27 protein-coding genes and 2 tRNA genes are annotated in these 26,357 nt (G+C 40.1%); 10 read left to right on the top strand and 19 right to left on the bottom strand.

The annotated features are described in order from the left end of the window. The 17 genes from ACGF7G_RS13555 to ACGF7G_RS13635 all read right to left on the bottom strand — a co-directional run. A partial coding sequence (locus ACGF7G_RS13555) for a tail fiber protein (RefSeq protein ID WP_387466148.1) occupies positions 1–770 on the bottom strand: 770 nt, incomplete at its 3' end. A gap of 2 nt (positions 771–772) precedes the next feature. Continuing rightward, positions 773–1,345, bottom strand: a complete 573-nt coding sequence (locus ACGF7G_RS13560; protein WP_387466150.1) for a DUF2612 domain-containing protein — start codon at positions 1,343–1,345, stop codon at positions 773–775. Continuing rightward, on the bottom strand, positions 1,342–2,535 hold the full coding sequence (locus tag ACGF7G_RS13565; RefSeq protein WP_387466152.1) for a baseplate J/gp47 family protein: 1,194 nt from the start codon (positions 2,533–2,535) through the stop codon (positions 1,342–1,344). Before ACGF7G_RS13565 ends, ACGF7G_RS13560 begins: the two co-directional genes overlap by 4 nt. Beyond that, complete coding sequence (locus ACGF7G_RS13570; RefSeq protein WP_350306270.1) at positions 2,528–2,875, bottom strand: hypothetical protein; 348 nt, start codon at positions 2,873–2,875, stop codon at positions 2,528–2,530. Before ACGF7G_RS13570 ends, ACGF7G_RS13565 begins: the two co-directional genes overlap by 8 nt. Then, positions 2,872–3,627: a Gp138 family membrane-puncturing spike protein gene (locus ACGF7G_RS13575; protein ID WP_387466154.1), complete on the bottom strand. Its 756-nt coding sequence runs from the start codon at positions 3,625–3,627 to the stop codon at positions 2,872–2,874. The genes ACGF7G_RS13570 and ACGF7G_RS13575 overlap by 4 nt, the downstream gene beginning before the upstream one ends. Then, complete coding sequence (locus tag ACGF7G_RS13580) at positions 3,627–4,580, bottom strand: phage protein (protein WP_387466156.1); 954 nt, start codon at positions 4,578–4,580, stop codon at positions 3,627–3,629. The genes ACGF7G_RS13575 and ACGF7G_RS13580 overlap by 1 nt, the downstream gene beginning before the upstream one ends. A gap of 58 nt (positions 4,581–4,638) precedes the next feature. After that, a complete protein-coding gene (locus tag ACGF7G_RS13585; RefSeq protein WP_387466158.1) occupies positions 4,639–4,914 on the bottom strand; it encodes a hypothetical protein in 276 nt (91 codons plus the stop codon). A 10-nt stretch (positions 4,915–4,924) separates the two neighbouring features. Continuing rightward, the gene (locus ACGF7G_RS13590; RefSeq protein WP_133814684.1) at positions 4,925–5,230 is read right to left on the bottom strand and encodes a phage baseplate plug protein; all 306 of its coding nucleotides are present in this window, start codon (positions 5,228–5,230) and stop codon (positions 4,925–4,927) included. Next, positions 5,215–5,820 carry a phage baseplate protein gene (locus ACGF7G_RS13595; protein WP_387466159.1) on the bottom strand — a complete coding sequence of 202 codons (606 nt, stop codon included), beginning with the start codon at positions 5,818–5,820 and terminating at the stop codon, positions 5,215–5,217. Before ACGF7G_RS13595 ends, ACGF7G_RS13590 begins: the two co-directional genes overlap by 16 nt. A gap of 2 nt (positions 5,821–5,822) precedes the next feature. After that, the gene (locus ACGF7G_RS13600; RefSeq protein ID WP_387466160.1) at positions 5,823–7,592 is read right to left on the bottom strand and encodes a hypothetical protein; all 1,770 of its coding nucleotides are present in this window, start codon (positions 7,590–7,592) and stop codon (positions 5,823–5,825) included. After that, on the bottom strand, positions 7,585–7,707 hold the full coding sequence (locus ACGF7G_RS13605) for a DUF6889 family protein (RefSeq protein ID WP_387466162.1): 123 nt from the start codon (positions 7,705–7,707) through the stop codon (positions 7,585–7,587). The genes ACGF7G_RS13600 and ACGF7G_RS13605 overlap by 8 nt, the downstream gene beginning before the upstream one ends. 77 nt (positions 7,708–7,784) lie before the next feature. Beyond that, a complete protein-coding gene (locus tag ACGF7G_RS13610; RefSeq protein WP_387466163.1) occupies positions 7,785–8,195 on the bottom strand; it encodes a phage tail assembly chaperone in 411 nt (136 codons plus the stop codon). 103 nt (positions 8,196–8,298) lie between these two features. After that, complete coding sequence (locus tag ACGF7G_RS13615; protein WP_387466165.1) at positions 8,299–8,739, bottom strand: DUF3277 family protein; 441 nt, start codon at positions 8,737–8,739, stop codon at positions 8,299–8,301. A gap of 9 nt (positions 8,740–8,748) precedes the next feature. Further along, the gene (locus tag ACGF7G_RS13620) at positions 8,749–10,218 is read right to left on the bottom strand and encodes a DUF3383 domain-containing protein (protein WP_387466167.1); all 1,470 of its coding nucleotides are present in this window, start codon (positions 10,216–10,218) and stop codon (positions 8,749–8,751) included. A gap of 3 nt (positions 10,219–10,221) precedes the next feature. Beyond that, positions 10,222–10,785 (bottom strand): hypothetical protein, encoded by a 564-nt coding sequence (locus tag ACGF7G_RS13625; RefSeq protein ID WP_387466169.1) that lies wholly within the window; start codon positions 10,783–10,785, stop codon positions 10,222–10,224. Positions 10,786–11,081: 296 nt separating this feature from the next. Beyond that, on the bottom strand, positions 11,082–11,501 hold the full coding sequence (locus ACGF7G_RS13630; RefSeq protein WP_387466171.1) for an antiterminator Q family protein: 420 nt from the start codon (positions 11,499–11,501) through the stop codon (positions 11,082–11,084). 1,259 nt (positions 11,502–12,760) lie between these two features. Beyond that, positions 12,761–12,836: transfer RNA gene (locus ACGF7G_RS13635), tRNA-Thr, on the bottom strand. Positions 12,837–13,333: 497 nt separating this feature from the next. On the opposite strand from ACGF7G_RS13635, the gene ACGF7G_RS13640 reads away from it, so the two are divergent. The 8 genes from ACGF7G_RS13640 (at position 13,334) to ACGF7G_RS13675 (ending at position 19,430) form a co-directional block, all read left to right on the top strand. Continuing rightward, positions 13,334–13,687, top strand: coding sequence for a Dabb family protein (locus ACGF7G_RS13640; protein ID WP_387466173.1), 354 nt, complete (start codon positions 13,334–13,336; stop codon positions 13,685–13,687). A 1-nt stretch (position 13,688) separates the two neighbouring features. Then, entirely contained in the window at positions 13,689–14,111 is a 423-nt protein-coding gene (locus ACGF7G_RS13645) for a DUF2000 domain-containing protein (RefSeq protein WP_133814675.1), read from the top strand. Positions 14,112–14,117: 6 nt separating this feature from the next. Further along, the gene (locus tag ACGF7G_RS13650; protein ID WP_133814674.1) at positions 14,118–15,521 is read left to right on the top strand and encodes a phenylacetate--CoA ligase family protein; all 1,404 of its coding nucleotides are present in this window, start codon (positions 14,118–14,120) and stop codon (positions 15,519–15,521) included. Then, positions 15,518–16,465 carry a branched-chain amino acid transaminase gene (locus ACGF7G_RS13655; RefSeq protein WP_387466176.1) on the top strand — a complete coding sequence of 316 codons (948 nt, stop codon included), beginning with the start codon at positions 15,518–15,520 and terminating at the stop codon, positions 16,463–16,465. The genes ACGF7G_RS13650 and ACGF7G_RS13655 overlap by 4 nt, the downstream gene beginning before the upstream one ends. Before the next feature lie 19 nt (positions 16,466–16,484). Then, positions 16,485–17,063 carry a prephenate decarboxylase gene (locus ACGF7G_RS13660; RefSeq protein ID WP_133814672.1) on the top strand — a complete coding sequence of 193 codons (579 nt, stop codon included), beginning with the start codon at positions 16,485–16,487 and terminating at the stop codon, positions 17,061–17,063. 68 nt (positions 17,064–17,131) lie between these two features. After that, on the top strand, positions 17,132–17,674 hold the full coding sequence (locus tag ACGF7G_RS13665; RefSeq protein ID WP_387466178.1) for a carboxymuconolactone decarboxylase family protein: 543 nt from the start codon (positions 17,132–17,134) through the stop codon (positions 17,672–17,674). 28 nt (positions 17,675–17,702) lie between these two features. Then, positions 17,703–18,653 (top strand): ornithine cyclodeaminase family protein, encoded by a 951-nt coding sequence (locus tag ACGF7G_RS13670; RefSeq protein ID WP_166295985.1) that lies wholly within the window; start codon positions 17,703–17,705, stop codon positions 18,651–18,653. A 150-nt stretch (positions 18,654–18,803) separates the two neighbouring features. Then, the gene (locus ACGF7G_RS13675) at positions 18,804–19,430 is read left to right on the top strand and encodes a LysE family translocator (protein ID WP_387466180.1); all 627 of its coding nucleotides are present in this window, start codon (positions 18,804–18,806) and stop codon (positions 19,428–19,430) included. A 278-nt stretch (positions 19,431–19,708) separates the two neighbouring features. Here ACGF7G_RS13675 and ACGF7G_RS13680 read toward each other — a convergent pair. Then, positions 19,709–19,796, bottom strand: a tRNA-Ser gene (locus ACGF7G_RS13680). Positions 19,797–20,011: 215 nt separating this feature from the next. Between ACGF7G_RS13680 and rcsD the strand changes: the two genes are divergently transcribed. Together rcsD and rcsB are read left to right on the top strand one after the other, a co-directional pair. Then, positions 20,012–22,702 (top strand): phosphotransferase RcsD, encoded by a 2,691-nt coding sequence (gene rcsD, locus ACGF7G_RS13685; RefSeq protein ID WP_387466182.1) that lies wholly within the window; start codon positions 20,012–20,014, stop codon positions 22,700–22,702. A gap of 5 nt (positions 22,703–22,707) precedes the next feature. After that, on the top strand, positions 22,708–23,361 hold the full coding sequence (gene rcsB, locus ACGF7G_RS13690; RefSeq protein ID WP_387466184.1) for a response regulator transcription factor RcsB: 654 nt from the start codon (positions 22,708–22,710) through the stop codon (positions 23,359–23,361). A gap of 67 nt (positions 23,362–23,428) precedes the next feature. Here rcsB and rcsC read toward each other — a convergent pair whose 3' ends face one another. Next, positions 23,429–26,281 (bottom strand): two-component system sensor histidine kinase RcsC, encoded by a 2,853-nt coding sequence (gene rcsC / locus ACGF7G_RS13695; protein WP_387466186.1) that lies wholly within the window; start codon positions 26,279–26,281, stop codon positions 23,429–23,431. Positions 26,282–26,357 lie beyond the last annotated feature (76 nt).

Genomic DNA, 26,357 nt, shown 5'->3' on the forward strand with positions numbered 1-26,357 from the left:
GGGATATCTACCCCATTTTGATTTTTTGCCAACCGGCTATTAGCATTATCTGTAGCCCTATTAGCTTCATCATGAGCATTTTTCGCTGCTACATTTGCTGTATTTGCAAAATCATATGCGCCCTTAACTGCTCTAGGAGTCGCAGCTAAGGTTTCATGCGCACTATCAGTAGCACTGCTTAGCTGTACAATCCCCTTCTGGCTTAACGTAGCATCAGCAACGCTACTTAATTTACCCTCAGCCATTTTTCTAACATCGTTCACTGCTCTAGGCGTCGCAGCTAAGGTTTCATTCGCACTATCAGTAGCACTGCTTAACTGTACAATCCCCTTCTGGCTTAACGTAGCATCAGCAACGCTACTTAATTTACCCTCAGCCATTTTTCTAACGTCGTTCACCGCTTTCGACGTCGCTGCCTGATCTTCTCTGTCAGAATTTGTCGCGTTGTTAAGTTGCGAAATCCCTTTGCGCACAAGCGAAGCATCCGGAATTTCCGCAGTAATTTTTTGTTTTAACGCTAAATCTAATTGCGCAACGAGTTTCTCAAGATCTCCATCATCAATAACGTCCTCACCCGTTTTTTCTGCAATATATTTCCCAATCACCGCAGCGATAATTGAGGATTGCCGCCAAACTTTATTGAGCTGTTCACTCCTTGCTATTCCTGATTTAAATCCCTCTTCAATAAAACCTAAGCTTTCATATTCTTCTTGCGATAATGTATTCGCGTTTTCACCAGTGGCAAACGCTTTAAAGTCATTTTTAGCCATTTCTAACCCTCAACGACATGGTAATTAACCGTTATTCCCATTGGTTTAATGGAGAGATAACCCTGACGGATAATTTCTTTGGTGATAGTACTAATTGATTTACCTTTTACAGTCACTGTGAATGACATATCCAAATTATCTTCAAAGGAGATGGATATGTTGTGATTTGAATGAATAAAACTCAGGATGTTATTAAGTGATTCCCCCGTTCCATCCCAGTTGTTTTCCCCTATTTTAGCTTTAATTACGATGCGGTAATTGTTGTCATCCAAGTCAATATAACTTTTGTCACTATCAAACCGATCTTTCCAGGTACCGTAATCAAATCCCAATTCAGGGATATCAAAGGAGAAGTAATAGTATTCAATCGGAGCCTGGATTGTTCGGTTTCTCCCTACCCATTCACCGATAATATCAAGCTGTTTACCCACCGCTTTATCAAGGTCAAAACTGCTAATCAGTAAGTTATTTGTAAGTGCACTCTGGTTCAATATATCGGTAACCGCTTCAAGCATTCTGACGTATTTTTTACCCTCCATGTGATACGCCGGGATCAGTTTCATATATTTGTTCATTTGAGCACCGTCACTATTTTTATATTTCCAGGTGAACAAGTCGGTGCTTCGTTAAAAGCTATGTTGATGTTCGCCGAGTTTGTTGTTGATGCTGTTTTACCTACCATCACAGATAGGACTTCATAGGTCTGGCTACCGTTTTTATTACACAAGTTTGCCGGAACAAACAGGCGGGTAACATATATCCCATCACCAATGTAAAGTGAGTTGATATAATCAGATATTTCTTTACGAATGCTATTCCCAATATCCGAGGTGTATCCGATAAAGGGTCTAATCTGAATTTCAATGTAGATTGGTACCAGCGTAGGGCGATAGAAGTTTATCGTTTTTTCATTGCCAGCAATGTCTGTGACAATTTCAGCCGTGGGGCCAAATGTCGGTATGCCCGGCGTTTTCTTTTTTAAGATGGTTTGAGCAATTTCTTTCGAGTCTCCACCATCAATCACAATGGCTATACTGTGTGCGGGTATGCCATTTTCATCAGTTTGATCTGTGTCGTTGTCATATCCCCGATAACGTGAGACGCCATGCAGATTGGCAATCGCACCAATTAATCCATCCATAATGGTTTGTGAAGGCAACGCGACTGAAACCGCCTGACGTATTCGCAGTTCTGCATCGGATTCAATTCCCCGGCCAAGGGTGGCCGCAACCGGGTTTGTCACTGTTTGCCAACCCAAGGTTGGCGTCGCAATCTGATTAACCGTGTGCGGCAGTGCGCCAATCGCGCCAGTCTGTTGACATATGGCCGTCACAATAGCTTGTCCATGTGTGTCGATAATCACTTCATCAGGGAGTGACCAGGTGTTTCCAGCGTCATCCCGCACGGAAGCGTTGCGAATAACGGTTCCGGCCCGACCAGTTATCAATACATCCACAGTCGAGTTACTGGGGCTTTTTCTGGTAATGCCATTGATTTTGACACTGCGGGAAAGTCCTTCACCTATCGCAGTTGTCGGGCTAAATGAGTTGTAGGAGGCAATGGTGGCATTGTTACAACCGTGAACAACGTACGCTATCAGCGACAGAAAAACCCCGTCTTTACTGTCAGATTCAACGTAAATATCGCTCCCGTAGATATCCCTGAATATCGCCTTCCAGCCATTTAAGATGGTTTGATAATCAGGCGCGTTGATCCCGTTTTTATCAATAGCAGGTAACATTGAGGTGATAATACTTTCATACATCAGCAGTTACTCCTGTCTGTCCATAAATCGTGTCAATCGTGGCGGTAATGGTGATTTTTCTTGTGTTGGGGTTTCTTTCACTACGGTAGTGGATAATTTCTGATACGCCCTGGGTTTGCAGTATTCGCTGTCTGATAATCAGGTCATAAAAACCCGATGTGCCTTTACCCAGTACTTTGTCGTAATCGGTTCCCTCCCGGTCATCAAGAAACCATTCGCCACTGCGCAGCATCAGGCGGGTTTTTACCGCCTGCGCGACCGCTTCCGGTGAGTTGATAAGAAAACTCGCTTCTCCACGACCAAATACATAGTCGTTGTCAATTTCTCTTCTGTATCTCATTGCGGTTTCCTCGTGCTACCGCTACCGGTTTGTACACCACCGTGCGTATGGTTCATCAGGCTTATGCCACCTGCGGTCAGATCGTTGCTCACCGTGACCGGGCCTTGCAAGGTTGCTGTTCCACCACCCGATCCCATCCCTTGCGATAAGTTGCCATTAATGGTGACGTTGCCGTTCAGAGTGATTTCAGGTGAAGTGATTTCAGTACCGCCATGTGCCGTGGCAATGAGTTTTGCTGGTGTGATCACCGTGACATTGTGGCTACCGGGATCGAGTTCGATATAAACCGCGCCATCATCACTTCTTAGTTGCGCAGTGCTGGTACTGATGTCGGCTATTTTTTGTTGCTGGGATTGTGGGCCAATAATCGCAAATCCATCGGACAGGTTGTGTTGTCGGGGATCTACCGGTTCTTGTACGCCGCCAGATTGCCACCAGTAATCAATACAGCGATCAGCAAATACCACCAGGCATTCATCACCCGCTTTTACCGGGAACGTTAACGTCACACCTCCGCCCCTTGGAAATATGACCGGCACATCGACTAACAGCGGCAAGGATACGGATTCCAGTTCACCGCCTTTTTTCCTAATTTTCCATCTGATGGCGGGTTGGGCTGTTACTGTGACCGCGTCAGGGTTAAATGATTGAATAATGCAGGGCAAAGAGACATACAATCCGGCGCTAATGACCTCTTGCATAGAAAAAAAGACCGCTTCGGGTCTATTTAGTCGTTCATCAGTATTTATCATCAGGTGTTTGCCTTATCTTTATTGCTCATTAATTTTTTCAGCAATGTGTGATCGCTTTTAGCAACACACATCATCTCCATGTACCAGTCAGTTCCGCGGATGTCGCCGGAATAATTTACGCTGAAAACGATGTAATCACCGTCAGAATCCAATGCTGATGGTTGTTCTTTTGCATCTTTATGATTGTCAGATTTAGATGTTTCATTGCCAGAAAGCTCAACCGGCTTGATTGAGCGGTTATCCAGTCTAATTAATGTGCCGGGGCCGATATTGGGATTGATTAGGCATTTAACGTTAATACCGGCATCGATGGTCTGTTCAGGCATACCAATCAGACCCGTTTTTAATGTGAGTACAACCGCCTCTGTCAGATATTTATTCCTAGGCACAATATGCAACTGGTTATCTTCGTAACGCCAGTTAGCATCACATTGCTTCGCTAGGTTAGAAACTTCATTACGGTGCATACCAAAAAGCACTTTTCCCCTGGGTGATGCCGATTTGCGAAATTCCGGGCGCAGACCTGCGGTAATGCCATATTTAGCAATATCACGCATGAGTAAATGGTCTAAGTCTGCTTGCGAATACCCAGCCGCAATGGTGGTATTTACTGTCGCGTAATTGTGTGGCTCATCCCCATCGGCAGCTTGAATAACAACACAGGTATCGGTTGCACTTTCTCTTTTCACATGTGTGTATTGGATTTGGCCTGAAAATATTTGCCCTGAATTCTCCTTGTAGCCCGCCACAAATTTAATTGTTTTAAACTCATTTCGGCGTAATTTATTACTGGTTTCGTCATTGAGGTTATATATCGTGAAAACACCCGTAGCCGGATAGGAGTGTTCAGCTCTGTTGATATTAAATATGATTTTCAAGTTTGATAAATCTACTTTTTCACCCTTTTCGTCTACAACGATAAGGTGGCATTCTCTTATCCATTGTTTTGACATAATTCACCTAATTAACAAAAACAAAAAAACCGCCGAAACGGGCAGATGTTGACAATTATTACTTGTTCTTTTTCAGAAATTCTTTCACCTTATTCCAGTCTTCACTTAAAGGTATCTCAACCGAAGTATTCCCTTTTCCTGAAACCTCTATCTTTAATTCAATTTTATCATCACGCTTTATCTGCTTTAAATATAAGGCGTAGTTATAAGCACAACAATCATCATCTGGATTTTCATTCTTTGCTGGATATGAAGTCAGTTTTCCAGCAACCTTTCCATCTTTGGATATACAAACAGTAACAGAATAATTTGCTTCACCATATTTTACCTTCATTTTTACCAAGTTAACTTACTACAAAGTATAATCTATCCTCCTTGCCAAGATTATTCCTATAAGGTTTCTGCTGATTTATATCGCCATAAAAGATTAATGAACCATTAAAACCAAGATGACAATATTGTTCAAGCAGATTAACCCCAAAAACCAGCGGCAAACCATTGACTATTGGCTCACTGTCCGGCGTCATAATATCCAGGATCCAACCCGCAATATCACGCCACATCAAACGCATTTTATAGTTAATCCCATTTAGTTGAACATCAAATTGCTGATTTTTAGGTGATAAAGGAATTTCTACAATCCCAGCCATTTTTTACCTCGATCTATAACAAAGTCAAGAATTCTTTGTGGTAATGACGGCTTCACCGTGACTTTGGTTCCGACATTAACCACAGGTGCAGTATCTCCAGAATGTTTCATATTTTCCGCCGGCGCGGTTTTATTCGACGATGTTTCAACAATCATAACTTCACGCAAAGTTAAAGTGACTGACAGAACGTTTTCACTGGTTTGATCCGTCGTAACACTTATATTTTGAATCAACATATTGTTGTATAAACGTTTCCCTGTCACAACATCAAAAGGTTTATATGATGATTTCAGATCAAGCAGCTGTTGATATACCGCACGCGGGTTGGTTCCCATGCTCAACCCAGTAGAAATATCAAATACTTTTGTGGTATCCACAACATCAAGCAACGAACCGCCACCAGCAAAACCTAAGCTCATTGTCACTTCTGATGGCGAATCATAAGCATGATCACTGATTGTCGCCCCTTGCTGGACCGGGTGATCTGTTATATTAGATGTATCCGTATGGGTTTCTGAAATAACAACACTCGGTACAATGACACCTATTTTTCTCGTTTGCTGAGAAAACATGACTGATAATATATCCATTGTTATCTCACCTGTGTTTGCATATTTCGCAGTAGCATACTGTGAGTGCGTTCTACTGTTTCCCCAGTCAGTCTTGCCGCTTCTCTGGGGGATTCAACGCCGTTAACCTCAATATGATAATTGACTTCTCCTATCCCCTTCATATTATTACCCGTTGGTATTGGCATATGCAGTAATAAATGAGGAGTAAATCCCTGATGATTGATCATATTGGTGATATTTGTCACCGCACCGCTGATCATTCGGCGATCAATCGAAATGTTTTTCAAAGAATGAACGATATTATTCAGATGCCCAACCAATTTTGAGGGTTTATTCACTGGCGGTGGCGCTCCAGTAATTGCCGCCCTGATAAGTTCGGGTGAATAAGGATTACCACCACTTTCCACTACCATCATGCTATCAATCAGCCTTTGCATCACATCAGGATCGGTGAGATCAATGAATGCATTCTTAGAAACTCCCATCATTTTAGACACGTTGGCGACATAAGTTTCCGTCTTATTGCCATCTTTTGATGGTGCCCATGTTGGGATAATACTTGCAATAGTCTGTAGTTTTTTTCCGGTAGTTTGACCACGAAAATAACGTCTCAACTGATGGGCTGTACCTTTTAATCCACTGTATGCATCTGGATACTTAGCAAATCTGGGTTTTGGGCTATTTTCAAGTACTGCCCCTGTCTGATGTGCAAAGTTCATATTTAATGGATTATTATTCCGTACCCTTTTGGAAGACATTATTTTCTTCAGTTTTGCCCCTGTAAGCTCACTGTTAAAAACGTTCATCGGCTGGTTAGCTGTAGCCATTAAACCAGGATGAGCATCATGCTGTTTAGCAACATCAGTCTTAAGATGATTTTTATTTAGTGGCTTATTCTTTCGTTTCTTTTTCGTTTTACTTGATTGATCTGATACTTTACCAGGAATACCATCAGTAACTATTGGGCGGTGTCCTTTGTTGATTATGGTTTTCCTGACATCAAGTTGTTCCTGGTATTTTTCATACTTATCTTTGCTGAAAAACGGTGTCCAGTCAGAAGCAATATAGAACCCATGAGTTGACATCCAGCCATTAAGTTGATCAGACGTTATAAATGGTTTTTTATTCGCTTCATGCTCTCTTTTCCGCCGCATTAGAGTTTCACCCACGTTTTCGTGATTTCTTTTTGCTTCTTCCTGCAATGCATTTAACCGATTATTAAAATCAAAGAGTATACCCAAAGTGATTTTTCTTCCTGTGAATTTCCACAATTCATTCAGTGTCGCCAATAAACCTTTCGCTGAGATTTCCCCTTTGTCTAGCCATTTGACTAATTCCTCAACTGCATTAAATATATCATCATTATCAAGTATGCCCGTGGATTGACCAGCACAATCCATTGGTTTTTTTAATAACTGTTCACTCATCAATGAGACCAAAGAAGCCGTATTACAATGGTTGCTATTTGCATCACTGGCCTGAATGCCCATGTTGGGCAAAAGCCCCTCAATATTTCTGCCAGCCAGGCTGACACCACTATCAATAGGGTTAATTTTTTCAGTCGTGACGCCTATTTTCTGCAATTGCCCACCGAGCTTATCCAAGCCGTTAGCGATTTGAGTGATAAAATTAACTACAGCTAATGTTACGTTTTCAATTTCCGCCCGCATTTTGAGAATGTTAGCCGTGACCTCAGTGATAACAGCCATAAATTTACGCTGTCCGGCCTCGTCAACATCAAACCTCAGTGATCCCAAGAAATCCTTCATTGTTTCAGCGTTATTACTCACTTCGCCACCTCTCTATCATGGCCTCATTTTCTGATTTAACGTCGAGGGCATCATTCATTAGTGCAATATCAGCCAGGTCAAGAACGCCATCTTTCAAAGATTCATAACAGCACATACCCGCAATGACCGGGCGTAACAGGTAATCGCGCCCTTCCGGCAGGGTTTCAAAATTTAAGCTGGATTGTCCTGAGATTACATTGCACTCTCTAATGGGGCGGGAAAAAAATTTCCCAGTGAGTCTCTGATAATAAAGCCCACAATTTTCAACAGCTCTAAGCCATTAATGTCATCGAACATCAATACCTGACCATTAGATTCATAAATTTTGCTCCAGATACCATTCTGTTCACGGGAAACTATTGATAAGCAAATATCATTAATTTCATGTCGGTTGGATTTTCCCAGCGCATTGATTGATTCAATCAAATAAGGAATGAATTCTTCAAAACCCGCCGAGCCCTCATTATTGCTGTCTGTAACAATCTTTTTCATGAGTGGTCCAAGTGCCGGAATAGCTGGCGCCAAAGCCACCGCCAGATCCTGTTGCTGAAAAGCGTTCAATTTGCCACCGCGATATTTTTTGCCGTCAATTTCAAATTCCATGATCACCTCTTAAAACCTATCCGCAAAATCGCTCAAACCACCAGTACATAAGTCCAATACGGGTTGGCTTGAGCGTAGTTTCAACGTCTATGAAATTAGCTGGTTAGAATGTGCCTAACATTATGTCGATTTTTCCGCAATCAAATACCCAAGCAACGGTACTGCCGTCTTTAGCATTCTGTAAATCCGGCTGCTTCTGAAATGCGACAGAACGGGCAACTGCCGTATCGTTACTCTGTTTATTACGGATCACAATCACGTTATTGCCCCATGCTGCCGATGAAAGCGATTGGGTACTCAACATAGCGTTCAGTTTGGCGTTGACCGGGCTGGTTTTGAGTAAATTGACAGTGATCGTGCCAGATTTGGTCGCGTGCAATGAATGCATCACTTCACCATCTGCACCGGTGGTCATGGTGTTTTTACTTTCTGACATCGTGACGGTAATACCCTCATCAGAGAGGGCCGCGCCGTTACCAAGATCAAAAGAACCACCCACTCCGGTAATAGACGCGGAGACATCAAGAAAAGAATATGTAGCCATTTTCAACCCTTATCTGTTTACATTAATAATGACATCAGCGTAGTGAACAGCCCCGGCTAATTTGATAGCACACTGGATAACCGGTGCTTTTCTGGCTTCCCTATCAGCCTGCGCTTGTGTCGCAATAGGCGGGGCGTAAACGTAATAACCTTTTGTCAACGTTGCACCACTATTTAGTGCTCCAATGGGATCACCGCCCCAGACACCGTGAGCGATCAATCCATTGGTCACCGCCTGATCAAGTGACTGTTCAACATTGGTAATTAAGCGTGTAACCCCTTCATCAGTCTGGGGGATCTTGCTGGTACTGGTGTAAAGCAAGTTATAAAGATTGTTCTGAACGTAGTTCTGCAACCAATCCAGGCCGTGGCGCTCATCAATAAAATCCCCGTTTGCCATCACCCCTTCCTGAATAATGGCCGTGTCGTTGTTGTATTTGACAAAAACGTTGCCGTTTTTCTTCTTCAAGGCGTTAGCCTGGGTGGCAGTCAGGCTTTCAGCGGTTACAGCGGGCTCCTGCTTGAATTTCAAGGTAATGGTGGTGTTATTGCCGTTGAAATTCACCGTAAACATCCGCCCCATCAAAGAAGCAACGGTATACGGTTTACCGGATGAATATTGCCAGAGCGTACGCTGATAGTTTCCCCCTGTCAGTTTTGAACCGATATCGGTATCAACATCAGCCGTCAATGCATCTGTTTTTTGTACTGTATGTCCATAGATACGAGAAACCGACGCGGATTCAATGTAGTTAGCAACAGACAAAACATCTTCATCTATCAGCGTATCATCAGCGATAACCAACCCGTACCAACCACTGGACACCGCCCCCAGTGTCGCTACCGCCTCAGCAATCGTTTCTGCTTTAGTCGGTTCGATAACCGTAGCACCCGATCCTTCGTCCAGTTTTAGCAAGTCACCAATATAAGTTCCAATCGTCGCCGGTAAGATATAACCCATAATGCCCGATGCATTCTGAGCGATAGTGAAACGTGAAGATGCCATGTCATATGTAACTGAACAATCTTTCAATTTGTCCTCTACCCGTTGGGCGACGCCATTAAGATTGGTCTCTTTACTAAAATCAAGGTCGCTGCATATCACCTCTTTGCCGTTAATCATCAATTTAAAAGAGCCATCCGTGATGGCAGTAAACTTATTGATCACCTGCTGTTGCTTGGTCAGTACTGCACTCTGCAAAGAGGAGATAACATTGTCTTTAGCCCATCGGCCGATATATAAATCAACCGGGCGAGGTGACTGGGAGTAATAAAGCGCTGCGGCCTGATATTCTGGTGAAGTCAGTCCAAAATCAGTACCGACACCATCAATGTCAGAATACAAACGGAAACGCTCGTGAGTGTTGATCACGTTGCTTGCGCCGACTATCAGTAACGCACCAAAGTTCCGGGACTGAGCCGCATGAGGAGCCATATTCAACGTGACATTGATAATGTTTGAAACAGGTAAACCCTGCATAATTTAATCTCCAAAGAATTTTACAGGCGCTTCCACCAGTGATTTCACACTGTATTCACGCACTACTTTTCGCCGCAAGGTGATCGTCATGTCATAACGACGCACCCACTGGTTATTGATGAGTTTCGGTAAAGAAGTCAGTTGGCTGGATTTGTCTACTGAAAGACCGAAACGTCCCAATTCATCATTGTTCTGACTGACCTCCAGCCCATCACGAAAACGGGTACCGAACCGCTGGCAGTTCGGGCCATAAAATGAAACTAAACATTCGATTTCTTCATGACGCCATAATTCCGTACTTTCTTCGGTCTGGTTCTCAAAAACAGGTGTAGCATCCGAAATAAAGCCCGTAATACCAAAGTCACACCCGTCATCATCCGCCAGTAACGATGGCGATTGTCCGGATGTCCATCGGGGACGCACTTTATCGTCAGGCAAACCAGAAACACCACTCACCCAGCCACTCAGTGTGTGCTCCAGTTCCTTATCGTACTCAGGCCCAGAAGTGACAGGCGTTAACCAACCAGCTTTATCACTACCGTTGCTCATCAAAAACACCTCCATCAAACAGCAATAACTCACCATGTGCCTGGGTAAACCAAGCAATACAGGCTTCGTTCCCAGTAGCGGGTTATGATTGATTTAACAGGGATACCGACCGCAAAAATAAGGAAATAGGCGTGAGCGATTCGCGGTGGCAAATACGAAAAAGGCCGCAACAAAGTGCGGCCTCACAATTATTATTTAAATTTTTACTTCTATCGGTACATAACAGCAGATACTGCCAGAGCCGAATGAAATAAGCCCCAATATAAGAATATCGAGGCTTATTAGCTTTAGCGCTTATTCGCAACTTTAACTGATTAGTACACTACCATAGCTTTTTGCGTACGCGTAGACTTTTTGTGCTCTCGTATTTCATCATCCATTTCTAACTTAATATCGAGCATAACCAAACATCCCTGTACAAAACTTTCTCCCTTTTGTAACCGGGAACGCACTTCAATATCCGATACTTCAAGTAAACGCGCTATAGACCGTTTGGAAAGCCCTAAAGCGTAGTACATAAATAAAACTTCAATTTCTTCAGACTTATCTACCGTTTGTAGCTTTGCGATACAAGCATCAATGATCAAGCCATCGTTATCACAGCAAGAAGGACGCAATCGACGAGTTGACGTAATTAGCCCTTTAAATCCAGCAGCGATTGGTGGCCAATTGACACCTGTGTCATCATCAACCCAACCGCCCCAACGCTCTAAAACTTGTTGAATATTGCGCATACATTTTGACCTTTTAACTTTTAGTAACAAATAGTAGTAAAAATTATTTTCGGAATGGTCTCATGCATCCATGCATTCGGTATTATAACAAATTTCTCATTCTCTATTTCTGTGTTTCTTTGTTTCTTTGTTTCTTTGTTGATTAACTACATCGTTTAAATACATCTTCTTACTGAGTCTATTAAATGAAAACACTAAAAAACCCTATTCCGATCAGGCTTAACTTTAGAAGTAAACTCATAATATCGTTGTTGTTCCATATAGCTACAAGGTGTTTTTCTTCCTCATCTAAATATTTTTTATTTCACTTTATAGGCTTCTTTTAAGCCTCTAATATATCTTCTTTGAAAACACTCGACACCCAAAACAACACGAATTTTCTTTATTGCTTCTCGAAAATTTTCAAACAACATGCCACCCTCTCTTATTATAAGATAAAAAATACATTAAATAAAAATAGCACAGATTTTTCATCTTATAGATATTAAAGTGTAAAAAATATTCTGGTTTGACCTTAAAATCAGTCGTGAAATGCAGGTTTCTATACCGAAATCAAGGATACAGAAATCATACTGTTGGTATGGTAATAAACGACAAACCAGCGTAAATACGGGATTTAACCAACAGTGTTGCAAATATCTTAACCAGATTAAACAAAGTATTTAAGGCATAAATAGGACTAATGTCGCCAACGACAAATTACCAATTATCGGGTAAATATCCATGCGAAAAGTTTTAACGCTGTCAAATATATCCGTCTTTGACCACCGAGTTTTTTAACTCATACTATTCAATAGACAATTCGCAGAAAATATTTTTCTAGTCTAAAGCTACGTTTATCTAATACGTTTTTACAATATCAATACCTTCATCTATTTCTGCCATGCTTCATATTTTTCTTCCCGACGCTCATCAGACTAATAGATAAATACACGCCATAGCAAACATTTTCTTACGACTGAAAGACTGACATCACAAACACTAATATTTTTCTCTGTTAACTTTGACAAGCATAAATAAACCCGTATCACCTGAAAGTTTGTATTTATTTTATTTCTGGTTTATTTGTTTCAATCTGATGAACTGTTAATTTTATGCAGGTACCTATACCTTTAATTCAATACCCGTTTTAACAAGAAATTGTAACGAAAACGGCGGTTTTTTTGGATATATAGCCTGAATATATAAACAGTATTTCTGAGCAACAGGCATGAAAAAAGCCGTCACCTTCTAAAAAGATGACGGCTTTTCATTTGATTTGGTGCCGGCTACCGGAGTCGAACTGGTGACCTACTGATTACAAGTCAGTTGCTCTACCAACTGAGCTAAGCCGGCGTATTCCGGGGTAGTCCCCGAAAGCGAGCGCAGTATATTACAACCTGATACAAACAATCAAGCATAAATAATAGATTATTTAAAAACACCACTAAAACCTTACTATTAATAGCATATTCAACAACCTACCAACATCGAAAGGCACTTCCTGATGCCAGGCTACTGTCGCATATTCTCAGCATAACGTTAATTTCTTGTTGTGATGCAACTGATAATCCGATTATTTTCAGCATCAAATTGTCACCTATTAGAAAATAGCCTTATTATCTGACAACAATAGAAGACAGGACATTCAAAACGCCCAAATTATATAGCGCAATCCTTCCACTTAGTTTTAATTTATTACCATCCAGAAATAGTTGACTACTATAAATGCAATATGATATTTAAATTAGACACAAATCAAAAAACCAAATCAGGTATGCGCTAGAATTAGGTATAAATTAGATCATTTCTACATGTTATTATAACTCAAATTATTAATTATGAGGTAAATTATGCTGGGCAAAAATAACTTAATTGCACATCAAGTTTTTTTTACCTTCAAGGATGGAATAAACTGGGATAGTGAAAAGGCTATATTAGCAGAGAAAGTGACCTTAAATCATATAAATGAGATAAGTGAAATTAAAGGTTGGTTTTGTGGTCGCAGTACGGTAGATAGAAAGCAATCGGTTGATTTTAGTTTAGTTGGTTACTTTGAAAGTTATGAAGACTTGAATATATATATAAATCATCCGGATCATGTAAAAGGCGCGGTGCTATGGAAAGAAATCAGTACATGGACCGTTTCGGATATTATTATTGACAGAAATAAATTAATCAATTTTGCACAGTTAATAGGAAAGTAGTATGGAGTTTGACGAAAGTCTGCATAAAAGCGTAGTCGTTATTGCTGATAGCCTGCCACTTGGTTTGGCAATGAATGCTTTAAGTGTCATTAGTGTTTCAATTGGTAAGACGATTAATGGCATCGTCGGGCACGATGTTTTTAGTAAAGACAGCATTTGTTATCCCGGTGTGGTTAAAACGCCGCTGCCTATTTTGAAAGCAAGTCATGATGTCCTGGATGCTATTCATCATAAATTAAAATCTGATGCTAATTTTAAGTTGAGCCCTTTTTCTTGTTTGGCTCAATCATGCAGAACATATGAGGAATATGAAGGGAAATTATCTGCTGAACATTCGGATGAATTGAAGCTATCTGGAATTGGCATAGTTGGACCAAAGAAAGATATCAATAAACTCACTGGCAACTTACCACTTTACAGGTAACCTATTATGTATTCTATTTTTAGAAACGAGCTTCATGAATCAGGGCTGAAATATCTGGCTGAATTAAAGCAATATATGTCTGGCGAGATAGATGTATCTGCACTGGAAAAAATACAACATAAAAAATTGAAAGAAATCATCAATTATGCAAAAGATGGATCATCTTTCTATAATGAGCGTCTGAATGCAATAAACTCGAATGATGATGATAACCTATCTTCACTCATTGAAAAACTTCCCTTTACAACAAAGTCAGATTTAAGTAAAGCAGGGAACACCATCTCTTCTGATAGCCTGAATAACGCCTGGATATATTATGAAACAACAGGTACAACCGGGCCTTCAACACCTTGTCCCCGCAATGAAATAGATTCTTTAGTGAATAATAGTTTTCTGACACTGCAATATGAGTCTATTTTTAATCAAGAAGGTAAACAGCATATTATTGGTGTCATGGGGCCAACAGAATTGCATTCCACCGGCGATACATTTGAAGATGTATTTCGCAGTTTAGGACATACCGTCATCAAAATGTGGCCTCGTTCGCCTGTTGTCGGTATGCACAGAGTGCTAAGGCTGATACAAGATCTCAAAATAACGGCTTTAGTTTGTACCCCTGCGGTCGCGGCTGAGTTGCTAAAATATTGCCGGGACAATGGATGTAATCCACAGGAATTAGGTATCGAAATCATTTTAGTGCTCGGCGAACTTATTACGCCAAACAGATTAAGAAACTTATCCCGCAACTGGGGAGCTAAAATTTACAACTGCATGTATGCATCGCAAGAAACCTCCATTTTAGCCGCTTGCAACGATACTAATAAGCTTATTACTATTCCATTCAATAATTACTATGAGCTGATTTGTCCTTTTACTCATCAAAAATTAAATGTTGATGATAACCACGTTGCCGGCGAATTAGTGATTACACACTTATATAAAGGGAATAAGCCACTGATTCGATACAGAACCGGGGATATGGTTCGATGCAAAGCAATCGGCTTAGATCGCTGGGAAATCGAGCCTATCGGCAGAGTAAAAGATGTATTAGTGTTGAACAATGCCAATGTGTACGCTTTTGATATTGAAAACGCAGTATTTGAGGAGCTTGAATATTGTTTTGAATACTTTATCGAAATCAACAATACATCTGGTACAGATGAACTGAAAATAACATTAGAGCCAAGTGATGAATTAAATAATGCGTCACTCATTAGTAAAATAAAGGAAAAAATGGAATCCAAGTTCAATATGAAGGTCAATGTGCATGTCGGTGATGTCGGCGGACTGATTGGCACAGCGGCAATGGTCAGCTGGAAAGCCGCACGGATCCATGACCTGAGAAATGATAGCAACAATATTGAGCGAAATTCAGCTTTAGAAATCATGAAAAAGAGGGCAGCTAAATGACAACCAATATCGTCAGTCCGGTTCATAAAGATTGGATCGTATTTCTCGACGGAGAATATATCAATTTTAGCAGCGCAACCTTTCTCGCAAGTACCCAAGCTTTAAATTATGGCACCGGTATATTCGAAGGGATACGGGCTTATTGGGATCAGGATAATAACCAACTCAATTTATTTAGAGTACATGAGCACTATGAGCGGTTAATTCAATCGGCAAAAACACTGAAAATTGAATTACCTTATACCAGTCATGAATTGACCGATATTACCAAAAATATCATTATTAAAAACGGATTTAAACAAGACATCTATATAAGACCATTGGCGCTTAAAAAGTCATTAATGCCTGGTGAAAAATTTGGCGTTAAGTTAAGTGGTGTAGACTCAACCCTCTGTATTAATACGTTACCTATGGGCGCTTATGCTAAAAAAACAGCATTTAAGTGTCTTATTTCAAAATGGCGGCGTGTATCGAATGCAGCAATTCCCTCTTCTGCAAAAATTACTGGCACCTATGTTAATTCTGCACTGGCTTACGAAGATGCCAAAGAACATGGTTTTGATGATGCGATTATGCTGAATGAACAAGGCGTGTGTGCAGAAGCAAGTACCTCAAACGTTTTTATTGTTAAAGATAATTGTGTTATTACACCATCGCTTGACTCTGGCATTCTTAATGGTATAACCAGACAATCTGTTTTCGATATTTGTAAATTCCACAATATTCCCTGTATTGAATCAACAGTTCAACAAAAGGATCTCTATGAAGCAGATGCCTGTTTCTTAACAGGTACCGGCATTGAAATATCAATTGTTTCACAAATAGACAATATATCCTATATTCAAAAAGAAGATTCCATAGCCAATATTATCGCTAAAGATTATCAAGAAATAGTGAGAGGCAGAATCGGTGAGTTTTCACATTGGTTAAGTCCGATTTATTAGTGTAATTCCAGGAGATACCATGGAATGTGTTTTTTTTAGTTTCGACAAAGATACATTTGATGTTTTAAATATAGCGACTTTAGGGCCGTCAGGTACAAGTAGTGAGCAATCCGCTATCCGTTTTGGTGAGTTTGCAATTGAGAATAAAATAGCCAAAAGTTATCAAGTTGTTCTATGTAATACTTACGAAGAAGCCAGCAGTCAGATTATTTTAAAGAGCTGCCAGGCATTGGTGGTAGCCAATGCTTATTACAATATTAGTGAGTTTTATATGGACAATAGATTTAATTTATCGGCTGCATTTTTAAATTACACACCGAATTATGGTATCGCTATTCGTGACGAATTAACTAAAGATAATATAATCATTGCAACTCATCCGGCCCCAAAGGCGTTAATCCCAGAGTTGTTGCCTGATAACCTGAAAATAGCCGATATCATTTTTAAAGACTCAACAAGTTCAGCCGCGAAAGCGGTTGCCAATTCAGAGGTAGATGCCGCACTAACAACAGAAGTGGCAGCAAAATTACACAAACTAAAATTTATTTCTCATATTCGACCAATTAAAATGCTTTGGTCAGTATTTACATCTGCATAAGAGCCAATATCGCTCTGAAATATGCAACTATATAGATCTATTTAAAATTTCGATATACGGAGGTTATTATGTCTTTACTTACTTTACACTCAATTACTACCACACCTGAAAAGAGCAAGAGATTACTTCAGAGTTCCATTGATGATTTTGGCTGGGTACCTAACCAAAGTGGTTATATGTCAGAATCTCCTTCACTATTAGCAGCTTATCAACGAGCACATGACTTATTTATTGATAGCTCACTCAATGAAGAAGAAAAAGCGGTAGTGTGGATTACAACGGGAATAGAAAATGGTTGTGACTATACCGTTCAGGCACATGCTTTTATTGCAGTTCATAATGGCGTGGATAAAAAAACGGTTAAAGCATTAATTGAAAAAACTGATGATCTTTCCCCACGATTATTAGCACTGCGTGAATTCACTGTAGAGGTTATTTATTGCCGGGGACAATTGAAAAGAAGTGCCATTGATTTGTTCTTAAGCCGTGGTTTCAGTAAAGAGAATATGTTGGATGTTGTGTTAGGTGTTTCTCAAAAGAATATGTCTACCATTCTCAATAGCATTGCCGGAACTGAAATTGATGATAATTTCAAGCTGGGTGACCTCTAATTGATCATTGATATTAAAAGGCATCAATATGCTTTATGTCGATAAAGAAGCCGTTGTACGTTATTTGACGATGGAACTTAGTCTTAAGCTAAGTGAAATAGCCTTTAAATTGCAATCGGAAAGGAAAGTAGAGCAACCTTTACGCAATATCGTGAAAGGCGAAGACGGCAGCTTAATGGGCACCATGCCAATTTATATAAAGGAAGGGCCCTATAAAGGATTTGGGTTAAAGTCGGTGGTGGTGAAATTTCAAAGCAATGGTGATAAACCTTCACACGTTGGTAGCGTGCTGGTTTACGACGAGCCAGGTGTTTCAGGTATGGCTGTCGTAGATGCCGGCGCTATCACCGAAATTCGTACCGCAGCCGCTTCTGCCTATGCAACCCATCTTCTCGCTGCAAAAGATGCCAGCCGGTTGGCGATACTTGGCACTGGCCTACAGGCAAGAGCCCATTTGCAAGCCATGTTATATGTACGCCCGATTAAGGAAATCACTCTATGGGGTCGCAGTGAAGAAAAATGCCGTGAGTTTGCCACATGGTGTGATAAAACTCTCAACCTTGCTATTTCGATCAAAGCCTCGCCTGCTGAGGCGGTGCTCAATAGTGACATTATTTGCACAACCACAGCATCACGAGACCCGATACTCAATAGAAAAGAGCTACCGGCTAAATGCCATGTCAACGCCATTGGCGCTTCGGCTCTGGGGTTCCAGGAACTGCACGAAGATGTGTATAGCAATACAACCCTGTTTACCGATTCCAACGAATCGGTACTGGCTGCCTCGCAATCTGTCATTAAGGCACGAGAAAAAGGCATTCTCAGCGAGTCAACCATTGGGATAGAAATTGGTACGGTTTCTCAATCTAATCCCAATTTGTCCGATCAGGGTGTGACGATATTCCAATCCGTCGGTTTGGCTGTCCAGGATATGGTTTTTTCCCGGGAAGTCATTCGACAATTAATAAAAACGCCTTAACTATTTTGCATAAAAATGTGTCAAATTTAAGGCAATCTGTGTTAGAAAAACGTCATTGTCGTCTATACTAAAATCCTTACCAGTCACTTGCATACGCAAGTGACATTTTTGTGTTTTATTATTTCAAGATGTTATGTTGAGAGGAAATATATGCTAGAAGTGTCACAAATATTAACCTATACAGCGGCACTGACTGTTGCAGCTGCCATACCAGGGCCAGCTATGACAGCTCTGGTTGCCAGAAGCGTTAGTAATGGTGCATTAGTAGGATTTAGTGTGTTGCTTGGCTTGATTATTGGCGATCTCACTTATTTGTCTTTTGCCGTCTTTGGCTTATCCATTATTGCGAACAGCTTTGACACCTTATTTGTTGCTGTAAGATGGGGTGCCTCATTATATTTGGGCTATTTGGCATGGCAGTTCTGGTTTGCAAATCATCAACCCATTGATGAAGACCAACCCATTAAGAAAAAGGAACTGGTAGCGGCATGGTTATCTGGTCTCACTCTAACGTTAAGCAACCCTAAAACCATTGCCTTCTATCTTGCACTATTACCTTTAGTCATTAACATGGAATCTATCTCGTTGCAAAACTGGGGACTCATGTTAGTGCCACTGACTGTTCTGGTGTTACTCAGCGTAGGAGCCGTATTTATCCTCGGCGCTCTCAGTATTCGACATTCATTATCAAGCGAACGGGCACAACGGATTTTATTTAGGGGCGCCGCTGTCATTATGTTCGGAACTGCCGTAACGATGCTGATTAAGGCTGATTAAAAAAGTTTGATTTCTTACCATTTCCACGGTTTTATTGCATAAGAATCTGTCCTGGCAAACCATTCTTGTCAATAAATCGTGGATATAACCAGTACACAAAAATCGCTACATAGACTCAATATTTGAGACTTGATAGGTCGCAGATTAACCAGGTTACAAACTTTCATATCCAGTTACTCATTGTTCAATACTGTCATGAAAATGGATTAATAATTATCTGAATGGCACCCCAAAATGAAAAAACCTCATGCACACTTGGTATGCATGAGGTCAATATTTGGCGGAAGGATAGAGATTCGAACTCTAGGATGGTTTCCCATCGGCGGTTTTCAAGACCGCTGCCTTCGACCGCTCGGCCATCCTTCCATGGCGCAGAATTATGCTCTATAGCATGATAATATGTCTAGTCTTTATCGCAAAAATTCTGTGATTTTTTTACTGTTTGCTCAATCCACGATCGACAATATCATTCCCTGCCCTGATCCTGCTAGAATTAACATAAATACATCGGATCATTAGATTCACCAACTTAACAAGCTCGCTAGCACAGCCAAGCAATTATTAAGGCTTTTACGCAACGAATGTATAACAAACAATCTTCTATTAATTCATCAACGATAAACCGTTACTATGGCCTGTTCATTGTTCTGCTTTTTGTTTCGCTGTTTTTATACAGCTATAACTACTTCAACGCCTGGCTGATGGGAAAAAAGTATGCGCTGAATAGCGTTTCAACCAAAATAGTATTACAGATAGAAGATTATCGTTACCACGCTAATGCTATCTTTGAACAAGCCAATCTCTCATCTTTTAAACCGCAGGAACCGGTTGCGCCAATGAAGCTACGGCCTGATGTTTACTGGCTTGAGAGTCGTTATCAAACTGTCGATACCATTATCTTTGGTCACCATAGCGCTGCAAGTGCTGAGTTGACGCAGCGCCTTTCCAATTATATGGAGATTCTGTGGGGTGCCCGCAATGAATACAACTCGATGTACTATCTGAATGGTAAAGATAACAATCTGTTTCTGATAACAACTTATTCTATTCTTAAACCAGAATTAAAATTCAAAGAAAGTTATCTAACATTGACTGCCGAATCGAAACGTTCAGAAATGCTGATGCAATCCACAGCGTTAGATGAACGGGAAAATATTTCATCAATCCGCAAGCTCAGTGGCGAGAATATCTATTTCTATACTTACCGGGCAACATTCAATTCACCCGGACAACTGGCAACCGTTATCGCTTTTGATCTGCCTATTTGTCATCTTCTTCCTATGGATATGGCGGCAAAAAGCTTCAGCTTATTATCTGACGACACACAAAATCTCCAGGAAACTAATAAAGTGAATATCTCACAAAATGGCTTCTGGCTCGAATTTTCTCAACCGCTCAAGGGTACACAATACAAACTACTGTATCGGATATCACTCAAAGATTTACTGATCGATTTATTATACAGAAACATCTGGTTATTACTGACTGATTCAATCTTTATTATCCTGTCCTTAGGTGGACTTATTTACATTCGCAGAAAATATATTGCCCCAAATGCACTGATGAATCACGAGCTACAAATCAAGGATGCGTTAAGTCACGAAATTATCTCCAACATCCCAATTGGCTTACTGATTTATGATTTCTCAATAAATCAGACAATAATGAGTAATAATATTGCCGATCATCTGTTGCCTGATATCGATTTAGACAAAATCAAAATGATGGCAAAACAGCATCATGGCGTCATTCAGACATCAATTGACGATGCAGTCTATGAAATTAAAGTGTACAGCATCCACCTGTTGCCAGAGACTTATCTGTTTTTACTGCAAGATAAAGACCAAGAAGCATTAATTAACAGACGTTTACAACTTGCTCATCTGGAACACGATAAAAGCGTACAAGCCCGGCGTTTTATGCTGACTAACATTCGTTCTGAGTTAAAACAATCAATAAAAGAATTAAATAACATCGCTTACCAGTTGAAACCAATGCTTATAGAAGAAAATAGTGATCGTATCGTTGACAATTTATTAGCTAAATCCACATATATATCCGATTGGGTCGAGAATATCTCATTACTCAATAAATTAGAATCAGGTGACTGGCAAGCAAAAAATGAGTCATTTTCATTGTCATCCACATTAGAAGATATTCTTAAAGAAGTATTTCCAAAGATGAATAATAAAGGGTTGAATTATTATTATCATTGTAATATTAACCCTGAATCTATATTCATTGGTGATGGCTCAATCATGCGTAAAATCATCTTGATGTTGGTTAATTATTCAATAACGACCACATCTTATGGAAAAATATCACTCATAGTTAACTATTCTCAGGAATACAAAGATCACATCCAGATCGAAGTAATAGATACAGGTTCCAGACTTAACTCAAAAGAATTGACCAATTTGAATTACCCATTTTTAATCAAAACAACCGGTGATAAATATCAATCTAATTCAGGAATGACCTTTTATCTATGTAATCAATTGTGTAGAAAATTAAATGGCCATTTTACTATAAACAGCAAACCCAGCCTTGGTACACATTACACTATCAGTCTACCTTTGGTCATCGGCCAAGACCAATGCCCACAGCTACTGGAAGACATTACCGCTTTGCTGGATATCAGCAATACTGAAATCTGTCAGATTACACAGAATCACCTGAATCATTATGGCGCGGCTTACTTTGATAAAAAGAAAGAAAATATGAGCAGAGAATACGATATCATATTGACCGATAAACCGTATAGCTCGGCAAAATCGACTATATTATTGGTTGATAATCTGGCTGGCTTTGAGCAGATAAAACCTGACTATATTCGGTGTAATTACAATCTAAGCGAAGCTGTTATCCATGCCATTTCGCTATTAATTGAGAGAAGCTTCAGTTTTAACGAATTGGATGTCGATTCAGAAATGTCAGTGTTTAACGATAAAAACCCTGATTACGATTTTGACAATGTGATAAATAGTTATCAAAAACAGTTGGCTAATAGCGATTACCGACAATTATTTATCGAGACAGTACCGATAGATATTAATAAACTGTATACTGATATAGAGCAATATGATTTGGTATCACTTTCGCAAACAGCACACCGCCTGAAAGGCGTCTTTGCTATGTTAGACCTGGAACTCCTCAAACTTTCTTGCGAAACACTGGAACAACGCATAACAGACAGTAACAAAATAGAAATTAAAAATAGCATTAGTCACATTGATGCCATCGTCAAAAGGCTATTGCAGCAGGGTAACTAAATAAGATGAATAACCTTAATGTCATTATTGCTGATGACCATCCAATTGTTCTGTTTGGCATCCGCAAATCACTTGAACGGCTTGACTGGATCAACGTTGTAGCCGAGTCCGAAGACTCTACTACATTGATCAGCAATCTGTCCTGTATTAAAGCAAACGTACTGATCACTGATTTATCCATGCCTGGCGACACCTATGGTGATGGCATCAATTTGATTAAATATATCAAACGCCATTATCCCAAGTTATCCATCATTGTCCTGACTATGAACAATAATCCAGCAATTTTAAGTGCGGTACTTGAACTTGATATTGAAGGAATAGTCTTAAAACAAGGGGCACCAACAGATTTACCTGATGTACTGACCGCCCTGAAACAAGGGGAAAAATTTATACCGGAGAGCGTTTCCGAACTATTGAAGAAAGTGACGAAAACCCCCTACGGCGACAAACCATTATCACAAAAAGAGAGCGAGGTCATACGCCTGTTTGCCCAAGGCCTCCTGGTAACAGACATTGCCAAAAAACTCAATCGCAGTGTCAAAACAATCAGCAGCCAGAAAAAATCAGCAATGGTAAAGCTGGGGGTCAATAACGATATTGCGCTACTCAATTATCTTGCTTCTGTCGCTATCAATACGGATGATCATATTCAGTAAATACGGTCCGTTATTTTAAAATGAAAGCCATTCTGATGCCCGGCGGCTACTTGTACCGGGCATTATTTCAGGCACCAATATTCCTGACTCCGCTCAGTATTTGTCTAAGCGTAATCAGGGAAACAGGCTTAGACAAACAGTCATTCATTCCTGCATCAATACAGCGTTGCTTTTCTTCTGCAAGTGCATTTGCCGTAATACCAATAATCGGCAGCTTACACTCTGCATTCCGTAAATGCGTTGTCAACGCGTAACCATCCATATTAGGCATATTGACATCCGTCAGAATGATATCAACATGCCCTTTCTGCAAATACTCCAGCGCATCTAATCCATCATTCGCCATTGCTGTCTGAAAACCAATAGATTTCAACTGGTCAGTCAATAAATGGCGGTTAATAGGATGATCATCCACTACCAAAACCATAATAGTATTAAACTGGGTAATCGCATCAAATGGGGTGTTTGCCGGTGAAACAAGCGATGCCGTATTCAACACCTCGTTGTTACCGGGTGAAATCAGCCTTTCAATCAGAATAGGTAAATCATGCAAATGGTAAGTATTATGCAGCCAATAGCTTTTTCTGATTTGTTCCGGCGAGCCAATATAGTCCGTCGATAACTCAACACAAGCATATGTTGGGGAAGTCACGGCATCAGGGAAATCGCTGATAATAATTTCACAGCCATCTGTATTCTGCCCATTATATAAAACAATCTGTAAATCATAATGAATCAGAAAACGCTGTAAAAAATCCTCAAGATAAAGATTACGTATAGCCAGGATAACTTTTTGCTTTTGCTGACACTGATTCATTAACTGAATTTTCGGCCTGTATTGCGCGTTGTATAAAGGTAAACGGATAGAGAACATACTGCCTATCTGGGGCTGTGAAATCACCTCAATATCACCATCCATCAGGTTGATCAATTTTTCACAAATCGCCAGGCCAAGACCGGTTCCCTGAGATGAGCTTTCCGTATTGGGCATTATTTGAAAAAACGGATCAAATAACTGAACCAGCGCCTTATCAGAAATACCGACTCCCGTGTCCTTTATTCTGACGTACAAGTAATCGCTATCAACTGTCACATGAATAATCACACACCCGGTATCAGTGAATTTAATCGCATTATTTAACAAGTTAGATATGACCTGCTGCAATCTAACGGGATCATTGCGGATATAATCCGGTACATCCGGTTCGATATAACAATATAAGGTCAACGGCTTTTTCACTACTAACGGCAGATAGTTAGAAATAACATGAGAGATAACTTCCTGACAGGAAAATTCTCTGGATTCAATTTTGAGCTGTTTAGATTCAATCTTTGAGAAATCGAGAATATCACTGATAATTTTCAGCAACAGAGCTGAAGAGTTACTCATTGTTGATAACAAACGGACAGACTCAGCCGGCAATGAATGAGCCTGTAACAACTCCAAATTGCCAATAATACCGTAAAGAGGTGTTCTCAATTCGTGGCTGACCGTGGCTAAAAACATCGATTTAGAATAGTTAGCCTGTTCCGATGCTAATGCCATTTCCTGTAATGATTTTTCCATCCGTACACGAACACTGATATCAACCAATACACAAATTGCCACCTCTTCATTTCTGTAGCGGGAATGGACAAAACTGATTTGCAAATGATGATGATTACTGGTTACCACATCAACATAACTGCTGGTTCTGTCACAAATAATATGAATAATACGTTCCCGGTCTTCATGAGTCAGCATTCTCAAATAATTATGTGCCAACTCATTACTCAGAATATTACTGCCATCACTTACCCGCAATATACTGATGCCAACCGGGGCTGAAGCGACAATTTTATGATTAAACTGTTCATGCTCCTCCAGACGAATGGCATTTTCCTCAGCCGGAACAAACATCTTGCGCTCAAACAGATACACCAAAATAATAATGACAAAAGCAGACAGTACATTAAGCACAATACTGCTGATAATCTGTAGCTTAAAACCCTCGAAAATGTTTTTCAGTGGAAGCGCATAAATGATACTGAATGAAGATGGCATTAGCCGGCGTTTTAACAATAAATCAGTAAAATTATCATCATAGCCAAAATAAGGTGCTTCCAGCTGATAATCGGCATAATGAAGTTGGTACTCATCATTTGCCGGGTAGTGCAAAACAGGTTGATTACTGCGATTTAATAAGGTTATTGAAATCGGACGGTCTTGTCTTTGAATAAAAGTATCTAATCTGATGAACTGTTCAATACCTATCATTGCAACCATCTGACCATTGACATATACCGGTGCCAATACATAGAGATGGCCACTATCAGATCTTGCCCCAGACGTAACCCAATAAACATTTCGTTCTTTACCCTGATCTTTCAGGCTAATCAGTCTGCGTGAGTTTTCATAGACTATTTTTTTCAGCGTATCAAGTTCAGTTGAAGTATTACGAATAGAAAAATTCACCATACACATACTTTTCGTTCCCACCAGAAAAACCTGATTCAAACCCTGAGGAGCGGCAAGATTATCTTTCCAGTAAAAGATCAGGTTATTCAACGAATTTAAATAACTATGAGTATTTTTGCGAAAGGTATGGCAATCAGCACTTTGATTCAAAGGATGGTAAGAAAACGCCGGGTTATTATGTGGAAAATCGAGGATAGCAATTTTTTCATTAGAATTCAGCAAATGCTTTTCTGTCATATATTGAATATCCCGCAGAATACTTGCGGTATGACGCACATAAGAGAGTGTGGAATCATAATTAGCATTGTATTCTTGCCGGACATCAGACTTTACTTCATTAAAAATATTCACCAGGTAAAAAGCCGTTAATAAAGCGCCCAATGCCCACAGCATAAAGCCAAGCACCCGGAAAAGATAACGGGATATTTTCAGTGATGTACGAAAAGAAGAAAGATATCTCAAAAGGCTACCTGATAACAACGAACATCATTCAACGTAATGAATGACAGGATATACCAGAGTTCAAGGATCACAAAGA

It is taken from the genome of Photorhabdus sp. RM323S, from assembly GCF_042879375.1.
Lineage (GTDB): Bacteria > Pseudomonadota > Gammaproteobacteria > Enterobacterales > Enterobacteriaceae > Photorhabdus > Photorhabdus tasmaniensis.